The organism is Paraburkholderia dilworthii (assembly GCF_000472525.1).
GTDB classification, from domain to species: Bacteria; Pseudomonadota; Gammaproteobacteria; order Burkholderiales; family Burkholderiaceae; genus Paraburkholderia; species Paraburkholderia dilworthii.
This window is the reverse complement of the sequence record NZ_AWZT01000032.1, coordinates 1-16,073: the sequence shown is the minus strand read 5'-3', so window position 1 is coordinate 16,073 and position 16,073 is coordinate 1. Positions and strand designations below refer to the sequence as shown.

Sequence of the window (16,073 nt, the reverse complement as noted above, 5' to 3'; positions counted from 1 at the left end):
GCCGCGCGATGGGCACGGTATCGAGTGATTGTCCCGAGAGATTACCGCGTTTTGCCGCGGCTCGCGCAGCGTTGCGCGAAGCCCAGGGCGAAGCGAAGCATGAGCTCAGATGGTCACGCTGCTCGCGTCGATCCAGCGCACCGCCCAGTCGCGGGCATGTGCGATTGCAGCGGCTTCGTCGGGGAAGCACAGATCGGTTGGGAAAAAGCGGTTGGCGACGAGTTCACCGTCGCTCGACCGCGAAATGACCACGTAAGGTTGCCAACTGCCATCGCCGGCACGAGCCGGTGCGCAATTTAACAAATAGCCGCGATGTGTGAATGCAGCATCGAAGTGCATGTGTCACCCGCCCTGACGGCCCCGTAGAATGTTTTGAGTGAGCCCGTGTTCGTTGCAACGGTGTTCGAGAGACAGCGGTGAGAACCCGCGGTAACTATGTAGCGACTACTCGGCGACTACTCGCCCACTGCCCGCCAATACCCGATTAACCGCTTTTGAACCGCGCTCCGCTCGCCGGAGTATGATCATACTCTGTAGAAAATGCGCGTTCATTAAAAAAAACGAAAGACGCGCGAACGCAATCGCCTTGAAAAAGGAACGGACCTTGCTGTCCCGAACCTGACTTCTTGAAAGGAGAATGCATATGAGCAACGATATCCACAGACCAGCAGACGCAGGCAAGCCAGGAGGCGCGAGCGGTCCGCGCACCGCGGAACTGCATAACGACCGCACGCACGACAGCACCGTCGACACCGACGGCAAGAACCACGAAGCCGCACGCATCGCGGGCCACAGCCCCATTGCGGTCGACGAAATCACCACCAGCAATGCGACGCTCGCCAACAGCGTGCCGGAAGCGCTCGACGGCATGGCGGGGTTCGATAGCCGGGTCGGCGGCAACCATCTGCTGCTCGCGCTCGAACCGGGCTATACGGTGGTCGACAAAGGCATGATCGAGCCGCAAGCGCTCCATTCGACGGATCAGCTGTTCGACTATTCGCGCCCAGGCGAAAACCGCCATGAACGCGGCCGCGTTCATTACGCCCTTAATCATTTGCGGCCCACGCGTGTGATCGAAATACATCGCATGAAATAATCGGCCGATTTTCACAGGCGTTTGGATTCAGGCGACAGGCCGATTTGTCGGTCGATAACAGGACGCGCACCGTTTAAATAACGATGCGCGCTTTTTATCGCTGTCCTCGATTAGAAACCGACGGTTGCAACACCTGCTCCCCGCCAGGGCTTTTTCCTCTTGCCCGACGCGACGCACAATCGATGCACATCAAACTCAACGGAGCGGTAAATGAAAAAGATCGTCGTGATTGGCGCCACAGGCACGCTGGGCGAGGCAGTGAGCGCGGAATTGAAGGCTCGCCATGAGGTCATCGAAGTGGGCGCGACTCGCGGCCAGTATCAGGTGGACAGTACGGACCCAGCGAGCGTCGAGCGGCTCTTTCGCGAGATCGGCAGAGTGGATGGCGTCGTCACCACGACAGGCAAACTGCATTTCGGCCCGCTTGCGCAGATGAGCATCGAACAGTTCTGGGTTGGGCTGCGCGACAAGCTGATGGGGCAGATCAACGTCGTACTGGCTGCACAAAGCCACGTGAACGATGGCGGCTCGTTCACGCTGACGAGCGGCATCGTCGGCGACGAGCCGATTCGCGAGGGCGCGAATGCGACCACCGTTAACCTCGCACTCGAGGGCTTCGTGCGCGGCGCGGCGATCGAGCTGCCACGCGGCATCCGCATCAACGTCGTGAGCCCGACTGTGCTCACCGAATCAATGGGCGCTTATGCGCCGTACTTTCGCGGCTTCGAGCCGGTCACCGCGCAACGTGCCGCACAAGCGTATTTGCGCAGCGTGGAAGGCGCGCAGACGGGCCGCGTCTATCGCGTCGGCTACTGAGCGCCCGACTTCGCGAGACGCGTTGCGCCGCTCAATGCTTCTGCTCCTTCACACGCGAGACGATCTGTGTCGGACTTACGAACTGCAGCGCGATCAACACCCAGACCAGCGTGATCGCCATGTAGATCATCGCCATTGCATCGATGGATTGCGGGGCGCGCACGCCGGTTGAAAACACCGCGTAGTACAACGCGACCACGAGCGTTTGCGTCGCGGGCCCTGCCGTGAAAAACGTCAGTTCGAACATGCCGATGGTGCGCACCAGCACCAGAAGCGCCGCGGCCAGCATGCCGGGCACGAGCAGGGGCAGCAGCACGTAGCGGAAATAACGGAACGTGTTCGCGCCGAAAATGCGCGCGGCCGCTTCGAGATTCGGATCGATCTGTTCGATGAACGGCGTCATCACGAGAATCACGAATGGCAGCGCGGGCACGAGGTTCGCAAGTATCACGCCGCTCAGTGTGCCGGCGAGACCGATCTTGTACATCACCGTCGCCATCGGAATGCCGTAGGTGACGGGTGGCACCATCAACGGCAACAGGAAGATCAGCATCGCGATGCGCTTGCCGCGAAACTGCACCCGAGCGAGCGCATACGCCGCTGGCACGCCGAGCAGCACCGATAGCAACACGACCGCGCCGACCACTTCCACCGTCACCCAAAGCACGCTCGCCAGCTGAAAATCTCTCCACGCCTGTGCATACCAATGCAACGTGAAGCCTTGCGGCAGCAGCGTGCCGAACCAGCGCGTCGCGATTGAATTCACCGCCACGGTTGCGATCAGCAGCACGACGTTGGCGAGGAAAAACACCATCGCGCCCCACACGATCACGCGCCACACGCGGCCCGACACGCTGGCTCGCTGCTTGGCGCGCCTCGGCTCGCGCGCGTCGTCGCCCTGCTGTTTCGATTCTGACGCGGGCCATGAAGCCGGCGCGCCGCGATGCTCGGTCGTCATCAGCCTTTGCCTCCGGTTGCGGGGCCGCTATAGAAGAAGCGGCGCGCGCCGAGCATGGCGGCGACCACCAGCAATTGCACGAAGCCCATCACCATCGCAATCGCGGACGCGAGCGAATAGTCATAACTTTCGAACGCGGCTTCGGCTGCGGCAATCGACATCACGCGCGTCGGTCCAGCGGGCGCGCCGAGCAGTACCGCCGATGGAAACACCGAAAACGCCTGCACGAACGAGAGGCACGCGGCCATCGTCAAGCCCGGCACGAGCAGCGGCAAATAGATGCGGCGAAACTGCTCCCACGGACTCGCGCCGAGAGTCGCGGCTGCGCTCGCGAGCGTCGGATCGATGCCGGTCACGTACGACAGCGTCAGCAGAAAGGCGAACGGAAAGCCGGACACGATCAGCGAGATCAGCACGCCCCAGAAGTTATGCGTGAGCCGCACTTCGCTCGTATAAAGATGCATGCCTTGCAGCGCCTGCGGAAACCAGCCGTTGGGTCCAAAGTAAGTGAGCATGCCGTCGGCGATGAGCACCGTACCAAGCGTGACAGGAATCACTAACAACGTGGTGACGAACTTCTGATAACGCGAATGCCGGCGCAACGCGAATGCGACCGGCACCGATACGCCCACATTAATCAGCGTGGCCGGCACGGCGAGCTTGAGCGTGACGATGATGGTGGGCCACATCGACGTATCGGTGAAGAACGTCAGATAGTTGGCCCATGCACTGCCGCCGTTCATCGGCCGGAACGACAGCGCGAGACCGTACGCGAACGGATAGATGAACAACGCGACGATGAAGAGCAACGCCGGCGTAACGAGCCACGCCTTGCCGTCGCGCTGCGCCGCGGGCGCGACAGGCGTTGACGGCATGGGCGTGCTCATGCCGCCTCTCCGTCATAGACAAGCGTGCGCGATGGCGGCACACGCAAGCTGATATGTTGTCCCTCGATGAACTCACCGGCGACGCGCGCCCACAAATCGCCGAACGCGGTCTTCACGCGCAACAGCGAACTATTGCCGCCGTATTCGACGACGGTCACCAGCGCGTCGAACGCGTTCTCCGTACCGGGCGCCGTGCGTTCCATGTCCTCTGGACGCAGTGCCACGCTCACACGTTTACTGTTGAAGCCCGCCATCGGCGTGCCGATCAGACGCACACCGTTCGCGCTCACCGCAACGCCCTCGCCTTGCATGCCTTCGAGCGTGAACTCAGCGACGTTGCGATAGCCCATGAAACGCGCGACATGCAGATTCTGCGGGCGCGTATAGACCTCTTTCGGCGTGGCGACCTGCTGCACGACGCCCTCTCTCATCACGACGATGCGGTCGGCCATCGAAAGCGCTTCGTCCTGATCGTGTGTGACGTACAGCGTCGCGCGTTCGAGCTGGCTGTGAATGCGGCGGATTTCGGCGCGCATCTCGATGCGCAACTTCGTGTCGAGATTCGACAGCGGCTCGTCCATCAGAATCAGCGGCGGCTCGATCACAATCGCGCGTGCAATCGCCACGCGCTGTTGCTGACCGCCCGACAGTTGGCCAGGCAGCTTGCGCTCATGGCCGACCAGTTGCACGAGTTGCAACGCTTCGCGCGCGCGCCGCATTATTTCGCTTTTACCGACGCCGCGCATCTTCAGGCCGAAGCCCACGTTGTCGAGCACGCTCATGTGCGGAAACAGCGCGTAGTTCTGAAACACCATGCCGAAGCCGCGCTTTTCCGGCGGCAATACGTCGATGCGTTTGTCGTCGAGCCAGATGCCGCCGCCGCTCAATGGCTGCAATCCGGCGATGCAGTTCAGCGCCGTCGACTTGCCGCAACCCGAAGGCCCAAGCAACGCGATGAATTCGCCGCGCCGGATGTTCAGATCGAGCCCTTGCAGCGCGGCGATCGACTGGCCTTCCGCATTCGTGAAACTGCGGCTCACGGAGTCGAGCCGCAACTGTTCAAAGTGATGCTTCATGGCGGTTCCCTGATGCGCGTGATGCGTCACGCGCGAATCGCACTGGCATGAATGGACGCGGCTATCGGGTCCCGGCTATTTGGTCTTTTGAGCGCCGACTTCCGTGTCCCATTTCCTGAAGGCGGCGACCATTGCGGCCGCGCTGAGCGGCAACACGTGCGGACGTTCCGCCAGCAGCTTCGCGTACTCGGGCCGCCCGTATTTCTTCAGGACTTCCTGGCTATGCGCGGGCGCCTGCTCGACTGTGACGCCTTTGATCGCAGGGCCCGGATAGAAATAGCCGTCGTCGTAAGTCATGGCCTGCTGCGCGGGCTCGAGCATGAAGTTCATCAGCTTGTAGATCACGTCGAGCTTTTCCTTCGGCACGCCCTTGGGAATCACCATGTAGTGCGCGTCGTTCACCCACGTCATGTTGTCGAACGCCTGTACGCGGAAATCGGCCGGCACGATGCCGAGCGCGCGCGGATTGATGTCCCAGCCCGTCACCGTCACGGTCATGTCGCGCGTGCCTTCGCCGAGTTCCTTCATCACCGCCGACGTGCCGCCCGGATAGTAGGGAATGCATTCGTTCAACTGCTTGAGGAAGGCCCAAGTCTTGTCCCAGCCGTTGATCGGGTCTTGCGGATTCTTGTCGCCGAGCACATAGGGCAAGCCCATCAGGAACGTGCGGCCCGGTCCTGAGTTTGCGGGCCGCGCATAGATCAGCTTGTCCGGATGCGCCTTGCACCATTGCAGCAGTTGCTCGGGCGTCTTCGGCGGATCGCTGACCTTTGCGGGGTTGTATTCGAGCAGCGGTCCGGCCGGCATATACGCGACCTCCAGACCGTAGCCTTGTGCCAGTTCCTGCATCTTGCGTGGGCCAGGCGCGTATTTGTCGAGCACGCCGGGGAATTGCGCCGCGTTGTCGGGCAGCAGCTTCGTCCACAGATTCTGTTCGATGCCGGCGGCGAGTGCGTCGGTGCCGGTGAGTACCAGGTCGATGTCGGAGCGGCCCGCGCCCTGCATCGCCTTGATCTTGCCGGGCAATTGCGGCGCGGGCGCGTTCGTGTAGGTGATGTTCGCGACCAGGTTCGGGTACTTCGCTTTGAACGCCTCGAAGCCGTTGCGCGTGAGTTGAAGATCGCCGGCCACGTCGACGATATTGAGTGTGACCGGATCAGCCGCGTGCGCGGCAGACCCGAATGCGGCGCTCGCCGCGAGACATACCGACACCAGCCTGAGCGCCAACCTGTGCGAAACAGTCATTGCGTCTCCTCGCTTCTTGGTATGAAGTCCGCCGGTCGAATGCTCCGGGCGTCTCGTTCAACCTTTGCAACATAGCGAAGCCGAACAGCCGATGTCAAGCAAATACTGGTGCTCGCGTTTTCCCCGAGGTTTGTGCCATTTTGGCCCGAACGCCTTTGGCCTCAATGATTTGACGCGCTTGTATAGAAGGGCAAACCCCGAGCCGCTTGACCGCGCAACAAGCGCTTGTCAGGCAACTATCGCAGAGCGCTTGCCGCTGCGGCCTGCCGATCAACCGCCGCGTACGCCCTGCGTGTTCACATACAGCGAATAAAGGCCGTGGCTCGCGGCCATGAAGAGCCGGTTGCGATGACGTCCGCCGAAGCACACGTTCGCGCAGCGCTCGGGCAACGCAATATGGCCGATGGGCTCGCCCTGCGGTGTGAAGACGCGCACGCCGTCGAGTTCGTCATTGCCCATGCCCCAACCGCACCACAAATTTCCGTGGATGTCGACGCGAAAGCCATCCGGTGTGCCTGGACCTGCGTCGATCAGCACACGGTTATTCGATAGCGCCGCACCATTGCCGCCGACGTCGACGTCGACATCGAAAGCGCGAATCTTGCGCGGCTCGCCGCGCGATTCGACGATGTAGAGCACTGACTCGTCCGGCGAGAAGGCAAGGCCGTTCGGTCCGAGGATGTCGTCGGCGACTACACTGACCTCGCCCGAGTGGCCGTCGATGCGGTACACGCACGCCGGCAGCTCCGACTCCTGCCGCTCGCCTTCGTAGAAGCTGTCGATGCCGAACGTCGGATCGCTAAACCAGATCGAGCCATCCGATTTGACAACGACGTCGTTCGGCGAATTGAAACGCTTGCCGCGGTAGCGATCCGCGAGCACGGTAATCGAACCGTCATATTCGGTCCGCGTAACGCGGCGCGTCAGATGTTCGCAAGTCACGAGCCGGCCTTGCCGGTCGCGCGTGTGGCCGTTCGCATTATTCGACGACTGGCGGAACGTGCTGACCGCGCCGCTCGCTTCGTCCCAACGCAGGATGCGGTCGTTCGGAATATCGCTCCACAGCAGATAGCGGCCGTCGCCGAACCAGACCGGCCCTTCGGACCAGCGCGCGCCTTGATACAGACACTCGACAGACGCCGACGCAAGAATCAGCGACTTGAAGCGCGGATCGAACACGCGCACGGAAGAATCGGGGTAGCGTCGGCTGTTGTCGGTCATGCTGTCTCTATGTGGATGGGTTAAGTGGTGCGAGCGCGCTCATGCTCTCTTTCGAGCGCGAGCAACGTATGCGCTGCGTCGGCGATCTTCGCATGATGTTCGGGCGGCGTCGAACTGAGGAGCGGCAGAATGGGGCCCATGTCGGCGATCTTCGAGAACGTGACCGCGTCGTGCAGCACGCGGATCAGCGAGATGTCGTCGCGCAACGTTTCGAGCGGCAGAAACGCGTCATATAAGCGTTGCGCGGTGTCGCCGTCTCCGGTTTTCACCGCATGGAGCAAGGCCGTCACCATGCGAGGCGCGATACAGCCGGAGCCGGTCGTCCATGTCGCGAGGCCGAACTCGCGCAGATGTACGAGCGCCGGGCGCTCGCCCATGCCGGACACGATCTTGCCAGGCGGCACGTGTTGCAGCAGGCGGCGCAGGTAGGGATCGTCCGCGGGATCCTGGCGGACGATCGCATATTTCACCGCGAGCAGCGTGCCGCGCTCGACGAGGCGCGCAAGCGTCTCCACCTCAACACAGTCTTCGCTTTTGATGTACAGCGTAAGCGGAATGCCGGCTGCATCGACGATCCGCGTCAGGCCCGCTTCGACGCCCTCTGACGTCGTAAAGCCAGCGAGCGGCAGCACCATCGCCGTGCGATAGCGAGTCTGCGCGAGGATGCGCGCCTGATCGAGCATTTTTCCGTAGTCCGGCCCGATTGCCGGAATCACTCGCGTGTTTGGGCTTGCGGCATCGGCCAGCAGGTCCAGCAAATCGATATTCGCTGACCGCAGTGTGATAGAGGTTCGCGTTCCCACCGTAAAGCAGCGTTCGCACGCCGCCCGCCTCGATATGGCGGATCAGCGTGGCATTCTGGTCGGCGTCGAGTGCGTGATCGGCGCGGCGCGCCAGCGGCGGCACGGCCATGATCGAGGCCGCAAGTTCGCTGTCTTCAAACGGAGATTCATTCATCAGGCGCACACCGAAGTGAGAGTAGGCGCCTACGGTAGCATCCCGCGCAAAAAGTTGTCAAACAACTCTGGCCAACGGACAGTGGGTGCGAAAGCGTCGCATGAGCGACGAAAGGTAAAAGCGCTGTGAAGCACTTTTTGTATGACAATAGCGGACAGCAAGCCGAATAACGCGCGCCGTAATATGCGCGATGCGGGTTCGCGCTTCAGGAAAAAAAACCGCGGGTATGGCGAATAAGGCGGTTTTGCCCGTTTATTTGGCGTTGGGAAGCCGCAGTACAAATGAAGCAATTAACCGCTAGGCGGCCAGAAGCGTTGCTGCATGCGGATTGCAGCCTTATCGGCGCGATAGACCAACCGCGTGGATGGTAAATGTCAGCCTGCAGCTTATTCATGCACAAGCCTAAAGGTTAATGGCTGCACATAAGTCCGACGGCGGCTCCGGCTTTGCAAGACAATGTTTAGTGATAGATTGTCCGGATTAAAGCGGTCGTACATAAAACCCTACGCAAATAACCACAGTGGAATATTTGCGAGCCTGAGAGAGCCGAAATTGTCGCTACACTTTATCGAGCAGATGGCACCGCTACTGGACGCCGCCGACGAAGCGGAATGGTTCGATGCGGTCGCCAGTCTTGCCGAGACCTGGGGATTCGACCGGCTTCTGATCGCGATGCTTCCGCGCCCAACGATTCGGCTGGAAGACGCCTACGTTCGCAGCACCTACGCGCCCGCGTGGCGCCGTACCTACGACGAGCAGGGCCTCGTGCATATCGACCCGACGGTCGCGCATTGCGCGACGCGCTCAACGCCGCTCGTCTGGTCGCCAGAAATTTTCACGACCGCGCCGCAGCAGTCCATGTACGAAGAAGCGCGCGCCCACGGCTTGCGCGCCGGCGTCACGCTGCCGATTCACGGTCCGAATCAGGAAGCCGGCATGATCTGCTTCGTGAACGACGCCAATCCGACCGACACGTTCTGGCGTCATATTGACGTGGTGTTGCCGAATCTGGTGTTACTGCGCGACCTGGTGATCGACACGAGTCAGCGCCATTTGCGCACGCACATGCAGACGCTATTGCCCAAGCTGACGCCGCGCGAGCGCGAGTGCCTTCAATGGACCGCGCGCGGCAAATCCACGTGGGAAATTTCCCATATCCTGAACTGTTCGGAAGCCGTAGTGAACTTCCACATGAAGAACATCAGGACGAAACTCGGCGTGAATTCGCGGCGCGCGGCAGCCGTGATCGCGACTCAGCTCGGGCTTATTGACCCGGGTTGAGCAACGCGGCGGCGTCGCGGCTGTGCAGCACCCGCTCGGCGCGGCCGAGGTCGGCGTCGGAAACGGTTTTGGTGAAGTAGAGGCCCAGCAGGATCGAGACCGGCGCCGGAATTTCCGCCCCGGATTCAAAGCGGCTGCCGCGCGACTGAGTGACGCCGAAGCGCGCCCAGAAACGACGCTGGCTCTCTTTTTTCCTTTTGCGGTAGGCGATGATCAACACGCGGTCCACCGCCGTGGACGGCTCCGTCGAACGCGTTTGGACGCCGGTTTGCGGTTGCCAGTGATTGTCGAGAAGTTCCATTTTCGTGTCCCGTCGGTTGAGTGCTGTTCCTGTCTCAAATTCTCCGTTATCCGATAAGCATGCACACCTATCCAGGTAGATAGGTGGCGGAACGATTCAGAATGCATAAGTTTTCCTGCGTATTGGTTTTCCAACACGTTCAGGAGAACGTCATGCAAACAGCGATCCGGATTGGAATGCGTCAAGAGTTCGACAACGAGGACATCAACGAGATGTACCGCCTGCGGGCGCGGGTGTTTCACGGCCGGCTGGGGTGGGATATTCCGACCATAGCGGGCATGGAGATCGACGGCTACGATGCGCTTGGACCGCATTACATGCTGATTCAGGGCGACGACCGGCGCGTGCGCGGATGCTGGCGGCTGATGCCCACCGAGGGGCCGAACATGCTCAAGGACACTTTCCCGCAACTGCTGCATGGCGCGGCGGCGCCGGTCGGGCGGCATATCTGGGAGCTGAGCCGCTTCGCGATCGACACAAGCGGCGAGGAAAAGTCGTTCGGCTTTGCGGACGTGACGATGCAGGCGATTCACGAGCTAGTGACCTTCGCGGACCGCATGGGCATCACGCGCTATGTGACGGTGACCACGACGCCGATTGAACGGCTGTTGCGCAAGACCAGCATCGAAATCAGCCGGCTCGGCTCCCCGCTGCAGATCGGTGTGGAGCGCGCGGTGGCGCTGGATATCGCGGTCAGTCCAAAGACCCGCACCGCTCTGTTCGGGCCGATCGCCGCAGCGGCTTAGCTGCTCTTCGCTGCTTGCTCTTCGCTGTTGGTCTTCGCGGCTCTTCGCCGCTCGTCGACAGCCGGGGCTTCACGATGGTGGCAACGGCGGCTCAGCCCGCGCAGGCCGAGTCATGCGAAGGCTTCCCTCACGAACCAAACATCCGTTCGAGCGCATTTTCCAGGTGCGCTCGCATCGCCTGCCCCGCCGCCTGCGGGTCCTTGCGGCGGATCGCGTCGAGCACCGCCCTATGTTCCGCCTGCACGAGGCGCTGGCGCTCGACCGTCTTCACGAGCGAAAGATTGCGCGACAAATTCATGCTGAACACTATCTGTTCCTCGATGAACGACATGACCGTGATGAAGAACGGATTCCTCGATGCGCGCGCCACCGCGAGGTGAAACATGAAGTCGTCGTGCGCGCCGATACCGCGCGTCTCAATGATTCGCTCAAGCTGGTCCCATGCGTGTTCGATCGCGGCAATGTCGTCCGCGTCGGCTTTCAGCGCCGCATGCTCCGCCGCGCCCGCCTCCGTGACGATACGAAATTCATAGCAGCGGCGGATGTCGGACAGCGTTTCGAGCGGCGCGAAACGCCGCACGTCCGGATCGGGCCGCCGCGCGACGGTTGTCCCCGAGCCATGACGGGTCACGATGATGCCGTCGGCCCGCAACCGTGCCAGCGCCTCCCGCACCGTGGGCCGCGACGTCGCGAAGCGCTCGGCAAGCGCATGCTCGGTGGGCAGCCGCTGGCCCTCCTTGTACTCGCCTTCGAGAATGCGATTCAGGATGTCGCCGTAAATCTTGTCGGGCAAGCCCGTCGGTTTTCGCTCGTTCATCGGCCGGGCGGATGCAGCTTGTCAGAGTAGATTCCGATTGTAAGGCAAACCGGCGCGACATCGGCTGCGCTTCGGGCTCGTCACGTGGACCGAAAAGCCGCAGGCGCCTCACGGAGAACAGGCTGCCGCGCTATTTGCAGCAACGTCAAAATTTGTGAACCGGTTGATTTACATCCTAGCTGAACGCAAGTTTCTGAACGATGATTAAAGCTCGCAACCTGACGTGGAGTGGATATGTACACACGCATTCTTGTAGCGGTCGACGGCAGCCAGACTTCGCGCCGTGCTTTTGAGGCAGCGCTCGCGCTCGCCAGATCCACGGGTGCCGTTTTGCAGCCTTGCTACATCGTCGAAAATACGCCGATGTATTTCGAGGCGCCGGGCTACGACCCTTCCGTGCTTCGCAACCGCCTCATCGAAGAAGGGAAGGAGCTCGGCGTGGAATTCGCGCGCGAAATGGACGCGCAAGGGGTAAAGGGAGAGATCGTCGTGAGCGAAGTGCCGTCCCTCGACGATGTGTCGACGGCCGTGCTAAAAGCGGCGGCCGACCTCAATGCGGACCTGCTCGTCATGGGCACGCATGGCCGGCGCGGATTCCAACGCCTGATTCTCGGCAGCGTCGCCGAGCGCTGCGTGCGCCAGGCTCGCTTGCCTGTGCTGCTGATTCCGTCCGCGGCAGGCAAATCAGCCGCCGACGCGCAAGCGCAAGCCTGATACGCCGCGAATCGTTGAGCCTCGCTAACGCGCAATGCATGATCGGCGCTACGTCGGTGCGCCTCGCTGCAATGCGCGATGAGTGACGTGATCTTCGAGCAGGCGCCGCATCGTGGCCAGCAACGCGGGGCCGTCCACCGGCTTGCGCAGGAACCCGTCAAAGCTGACGAAGGCGGGAGGGCTCGGCTCTCCCGAAACGAGTATGAACGCGACGTCGGCGAGACCCGGCAGCGTGCGCAACCGGTGGCACAACTCGCTGCCCGACATGGTCGGCATGCGCCAGTCGGCAACCACCACGTCGACGGGCGAAGCCATGAACTGGGCAAGCGCCGACTTACCGTCCAGCGCAGTTTTTACTTCGTAGCCCTCGGCGGCGCAGATTGTGCTCCATGCGTCCAACGCCTCGGCGTCGTCATCTACTAGCAGTACGGTTGCCATGTGCAATTGTCCTATCGCTTCGACAACCTGCTTCGCAACGCGCATGCCAACGCGCGCTATTCGCTGCCGCCAAACGGCTTACGCGCGGCGAGCGGAAAGCGAAGCGGGAAATAGCGAGGCGACCGCGTTTCAGCATGATCATTGCCGCACACGACAACCTCGCCTTGCTGTTAACAATAGCAACTGAATTGCAAGTCGGTGGGCAAGCTGCTTGACGCCGCAACTTCAGGCCCGTGACAACGCGGCCGTGACCAGACGCTGCTGTTCTTCGCGGTGCGCGCGTATCGACGAATGCGCGCCCGATGGACTCTCGCGCCGGCACACGTCGAAAACGCGGCAGTTCGCCGGGACCGCTCTCCGTATGTCATCGCGCACGAAATGCCATGCGCCATGCTTCTTTTCTTCTTCCTGCGCCCACACGGTTTCCGCAAGATTCGGATAAGCGGCGAGCGCAATGGCAAGCTCGCTCGTCGGGAACGGGTATAGCTGCTCGATACGGATGAGCGCCGTTTGCGTATCACCGCTAGCATCGCGCGCCGCCTGCAAGTCGTAGAAAAACTTGCCGCTGCATAGCACCACACGCGTTACGTCTTCGGGCAACACCGCGTCACTGTCTTGCAGCACCGGAGCAAACGCACCGCCGATCAACTCGCAGAGCGGCGAATGCGAACGCGCATTGCCATACAGCTGTCCCTTCGGCGATATCACGACAAGCGGCTTGGGATCGACGTTCAACGCCTGCTCGCGCAGCATATGGAACCACTGCGACGACGTGGACGGCATGACGACCTTCATGTTTGCGCCTGCGCACAGTTGCAGAAAGCGACTGAGGTACGCGCTCGAATGCTCGGGGCCGACACCTTCGTGGCCATGCGGAAGCAGCATCGTCAGACCGGACGCTTCGCCCCACTTGTACTCTCCCGCGGCAATGTATTGATCGATGATGACCTGCGCACCGTTCACGAAGTCGCCGAACTGCGCTTCCCAGATAGCGAGGCGCGACGTGGACTGCACGCTATAGCCGTATTCGAAACCCAGCACGGCCTCCTCGGTTAGCGGCGAATTGATGATGTCGAACTCGCCTTGATGCACGCCGAGATTTTGCAGCGGGACATAAGGCTCGACGGCATGAGACGCGTCGCCTTGCGAGTGCCATATGGCGTGCCGATGCATGAATGTGCCGCGGCCGACGTCCATGCCCGAAATGCGCACACTGTGTCCGTCATCGAGCAGGCTTGCATAAGCGAGGTTTTCCGCGAAGCACCAGTCGACAGTAGCGGTTTCATCCGCAACGCTCCTGTGCCACTTCGCGGTGATGTCGCGCACGAAGTCATGCAGCCGCAACCGAGGCGGCGTGCGGGTCAACGCCGCGGTGAGCGATTGCACGCGCGCGAGCGACAAGGGCCGCGTGCGCTTGGTACGGTTCCTAGCGTTCGTGCGGTCGGGGCGCCGCCGCGACAACGTTTGCGTCGGCGGCGCCTGAAGGTGCGTCAACGCATCCGCGCGCAGCTCATCGAGTGGCGTTTCTTCGCCGATGGCCGCGTGATACAGCTCGGTGACGGTCTGATGCGCGGAAATCGCCGCTTGCTGCGACGGCTGCGTGAGAGCAGGAATGTCATGCTCGGAATGGCCTAGGCGCCGATAGCCGATCAGATCGATCACCACATCGGCTTCATGCTCCATGCGGTACTGCAACGCCAGCTTCGCAGCGCGCAGCACCTCGTCGGGACGGTCCCCGTTCACACGGATCACGGGCGCATCGATCATCCGCGCGACGTCCGTGCAATACGAATGCGCTTCGGCGTCCATCCGGTTCGGCGTCGTGAAGCCGATCTGATTGTTCACGATCACATGGACCGTGCCGCCCAACGCATAACCGTCCTTGCGCGTCATGTTCAGCGTTTCCATCACGATGCCCTGGCCCGCGAACGCCGCATCGCCATGCACGACCACCGGCAGGCATCCAAAGCCGCGGTGTTCGTCCTGATACGCGCGCGCCATGCCGCTCACGACCGGATACACGCTTTGCAGATGCGACGGGTTGTGCGCGAGAAAGATGGCGACGTCGCCGTCGGGTGTCCGTCTGACCGTGCTGCCGCCGAGGTGATAAGGCAGATCGCGCTGCACGGCCGCAACATCCGAATCGGGGTCGAGGCAATCGACGAGCTTCGCCGGATCGAAGCCCATTACGTTGACGAGTATGTTGAGCCGCCCCCGATGCGGCATGCCCGCGAACACCTGCTGAACGCCTTGAGCGGCAGCGTTATCGACGAGCGCTTCGAGAAGCGGCACAAGGCTCTCACAACCTTCGAGCGAAAAGCGCTTTGCGTGTTCGAACACCCCTGCGACGTGACGCTCCCACATCTCGGCGGCGATCAGGCGGCGTAAGAGTGCGCGGCGCTGCTCGCGGGCCGGCAACGGCGCAAGCTGTTCCGACTTGAGCCACGCGGACAAACGTGCGCGGCGCTGCGGGTCGCGAATGCCGGTCAGATCGAGGCCGATCGCGCCGCAATAGACACGCCTCAGTTGCCGCTCCAGTTCATGCACCGCAGCCGACGGCGGCAGCAGCGGATTCTCGGCGCCGATCGGCTGCGCCGGGTCCAGTCCATGAAACACGGGGTCGAGCTCGGGCACCTCGGGCATGGGCGCGAGGCGCAGCGGGTCCAGCGACGCCTGACGGTGGCCGTGCTGACGAAACGCTTCGATGAAGCGCCGGATCTGCAGCGTCCGCGCTACCGGCGACAGGTCGCCTGCCAGTTCGATAACCGCGCTGGCCGGAGAGCGTGAAAGAACAATCGATTCGGAAGAGACGTGGGACATGTTGGATAGCGTGCGGAAGAAACCGTTAATTGGATTTCGCTGTCCGCATTCGGATGCTCGGGGCGTGGCCCCTCGACGGCAACTCGACGGTTGGCCGCGATCTTCGGCAGACAGCGAAACGGAAAGGAACGCGATGCGGATGCGGGCTTGCAGAGCGCTCGGTCTTCTGTTTGTTATCGAGCCGGTCCGCGCGACCGGCTCGTGTCTCCGTCCGTTGCCTGCCTCGACTTCTACTGCGGCGACATGCGCGCGTTAAGCCACGCGCCCGACACGCCCGCCTCGCTCATGCCGTCCGCGCGATGCGCGTGCGGCTCGCGTGCGGCGCGCCGTTGTTGCGACGCGTCGTCGTCGAGCTTGAAGGTGCTGACCGTATCGGNGAGCTGTTGCGCCTGATCCTGCAAAGCCTGCGCGGCAGCGGCGCTTTGCTCGACGAGCGCGGCGTTTTCCTGGGTCACCTTGTCCATCTGCGTGATCGCATGGTTGATCTGCTCGATGCCTTCGCTTTGTTCCTTGCTGGACGAACTGATCTCCGCAACTATTTCCGTCACGTGGCGAATGCTCTTGACGACTTCGCTGATGATCTGCCCGGCTTCTTCCACCATCTTGCCGCCGGTGCCGACCTGGTTTACGGAGTCGGCGATCAGTTCCTTGATCTCCTTCGCCGCGACGGCGCTGCGTTGCGCGAGCCCGCGTACTTCGC

At 62.0% G+C, this 16,073-nt stretch carries 16 protein-coding genes and 1 pseudogene; 5 read left to right on the top strand and 12 right to left on the bottom strand.

Annotation, left to right across the window (positions count from 1 at the left end; genetic code table 11):
• Positions 1 to 105 precede the first annotated feature (105 nt).
• Positions 106 to 339, bottom strand: coding sequence for a hypothetical protein (locus tag F759_RS0123920; protein WP_027802089.1), 234 nt, complete (start codon positions 337 to 339; stop codon positions 106 to 108).
• 304 nt (positions 340 to 643) lie between these two features.
• Here F759_RS0123920 and F759_RS0123915 point away from each other — a divergent pair, with 304 nt between their 5' ends.
• Complete coding sequence (locus F759_RS0123915) at positions 644 to 1,096, top strand: DUF3005 domain-containing protein (RefSeq protein WP_027802088.1); 453 nt, start codon at positions 644 to 646, stop codon at positions 1,094 to 1,096.
• Between the two features lie 210 nt (positions 1,097 to 1,306).
• Positions 1,307 to 1,912 carry a short chain dehydrogenase gene (locus F759_RS0123910; RefSeq protein ID WP_027802087.1) on the top strand — a complete coding sequence of 202 codons (606 nt, stop codon included), beginning with the start codon at positions 1,307 to 1,309 and terminating at the stop codon, positions 1,910 to 1,912.
• Between the two features lie 31 nt (positions 1,913 to 1,943).
• Here F759_RS0123910 and F759_RS0123905 read toward each other — a convergent pair whose 3' ends face one another.
• The 6 genes and pseudogenes from F759_RS0123905 to F759_RS38410 form a co-directional block, all read right to left on the bottom strand.
• A complete protein-coding gene (locus tag F759_RS0123905) occupies positions 1,944 to 2,870 on the bottom strand; it encodes an ABC transporter permease (RefSeq protein WP_027802086.1) in 927 nt (308 codons plus the stop codon).
• Positions 2,870 to 3,757 carry an ABC transporter permease gene (locus F759_RS0123900; RefSeq protein WP_027802085.1) on the bottom strand — a complete coding sequence of 296 codons (888 nt, stop codon included), beginning with the start codon at positions 3,755 to 3,757 and terminating at the stop codon, positions 2,870 to 2,872. Before F759_RS0123900 ends, F759_RS0123905 begins: the two co-directional genes overlap by 1 nt.
• Positions 3,754 to 4,833 (bottom strand): ABC transporter ATP-binding protein, encoded by a 1,080-nt coding sequence (locus F759_RS0123895; protein ID WP_027802084.1) that lies wholly within the window; start codon positions 4,831 to 4,833, stop codon positions 3,754 to 3,756. The genes F759_RS0123900 and F759_RS0123895 overlap by 4 nt, the downstream gene beginning before the upstream one ends.
• Before the next feature lie 75 nt (positions 4,834 to 4,908).
• Positions 4,909 to 6,078: an extracellular solute-binding protein gene (locus tag F759_RS0123890; RefSeq protein WP_027802083.1), complete on the bottom strand. Its 1,170-nt coding sequence runs from the start codon at positions 6,076 to 6,078 to the stop codon at positions 4,909 to 4,911.
• A 270-nt stretch (positions 6,079 to 6,348) separates the two neighbouring features.
• Positions 6,349 to 7,299, bottom strand: a complete 951-nt coding sequence (locus tag F759_RS0123885) for an SMP-30/gluconolactonase/LRE family protein (protein ID WP_027802082.1) — start codon at positions 7,297 to 7,299, stop codon at positions 6,349 to 6,351.
• Positions 7,300 to 7,319: 20 nt separating this feature from the next.
• Positions 7,320 to 8,256 (bottom strand): annotated as a pseudogene (locus tag F759_RS38410) (dihydrodipicolinate synthase family protein).
• Between the two features lie 576 nt (positions 8,257 to 8,832).
• Here F759_RS38410 and F759_RS0123875 point away from each other — a divergent pair.
• Complete coding sequence (locus F759_RS0123875; RefSeq protein ID WP_027802081.1) at positions 8,833 to 9,537, top strand: helix-turn-helix transcriptional regulator; 705 nt, start codon at positions 8,833 to 8,835, stop codon at positions 9,535 to 9,537.
• On the opposite strand, the gene F759_RS0123870 is transcribed toward F759_RS0123875, so the two are convergent.
• On the bottom strand, positions 9,521 to 9,838 hold the full coding sequence (locus F759_RS0123870) for a helix-turn-helix domain-containing protein (protein ID WP_027802080.1): 318 nt from the start codon (positions 9,836 to 9,838) through the stop codon (positions 9,521 to 9,523). The two genes, F759_RS0123875 and F759_RS0123870, sit on opposite strands and share 17 nt — an antisense overlap.
• Before the next feature lie 152 nt (positions 9,839 to 9,990).
• Between F759_RS0123870 and F759_RS0123865 the strand changes: the two genes are divergently transcribed.
• Positions 9,991 to 10,584, top strand: a complete 594-nt coding sequence (locus F759_RS0123865) for an acyl-homoserine-lactone synthase (RefSeq protein WP_027802079.1) — start codon at positions 9,991 to 9,993, stop codon at positions 10,582 to 10,584.
• Positions 10,585 to 10,711: 127 nt separating this feature from the next.
• Here F759_RS0123865 and F759_RS0123860 read toward each other — a convergent pair whose 3' ends face one another.
• On the bottom strand, positions 10,712 to 11,401 hold the full coding sequence (locus F759_RS0123860) for a FadR/GntR family transcriptional regulator (protein ID WP_027802078.1): 690 nt from the start codon (positions 11,399 to 11,401) through the stop codon (positions 10,712 to 10,714).
• 234 nt (positions 11,402 to 11,635) lie between these two features.
• Between F759_RS0123860 and F759_RS0123855 the strand changes: the two genes are divergently transcribed.
• Positions 11,636 to 12,115, top strand: coding sequence for a universal stress protein (locus tag F759_RS0123855; RefSeq protein ID WP_027802077.1), 480 nt, complete (start codon positions 11,636 to 11,638; stop codon positions 12,113 to 12,115).
• A 48-nt stretch (positions 12,116 to 12,163) separates the two neighbouring features.
• Here F759_RS0123855 and F759_RS0123850 read toward each other — a convergent pair whose 3' ends face one another.
• From F759_RS0123850 to F759_RS38405, 3 genes are all read right to left on the bottom strand, one after another.
• Positions 12,164 to 12,553 (bottom strand): response regulator, encoded by a 390-nt coding sequence (locus F759_RS0123850; protein ID WP_027802076.1) that lies wholly within the window; start codon positions 12,551 to 12,553, stop codon positions 12,164 to 12,166.
• 225 nt (positions 12,554 to 12,778) lie between these two features.
• A complete protein-coding gene (locus F759_RS0123840; RefSeq protein WP_027802075.1) occupies positions 12,779 to 15,373 on the bottom strand; it encodes a 2-oxoglutarate dehydrogenase E1 component in 2,595 nt (864 codons plus the stop codon).
• 230 nt (positions 15,374 to 15,603) lie between these two features.
• On the bottom strand, positions 15,604 to 16,073 hold a 470-nt coding region (locus tag F759_RS38405), incomplete at its 5' end, for a methyl-accepting chemotaxis protein (protein WP_036025110.1).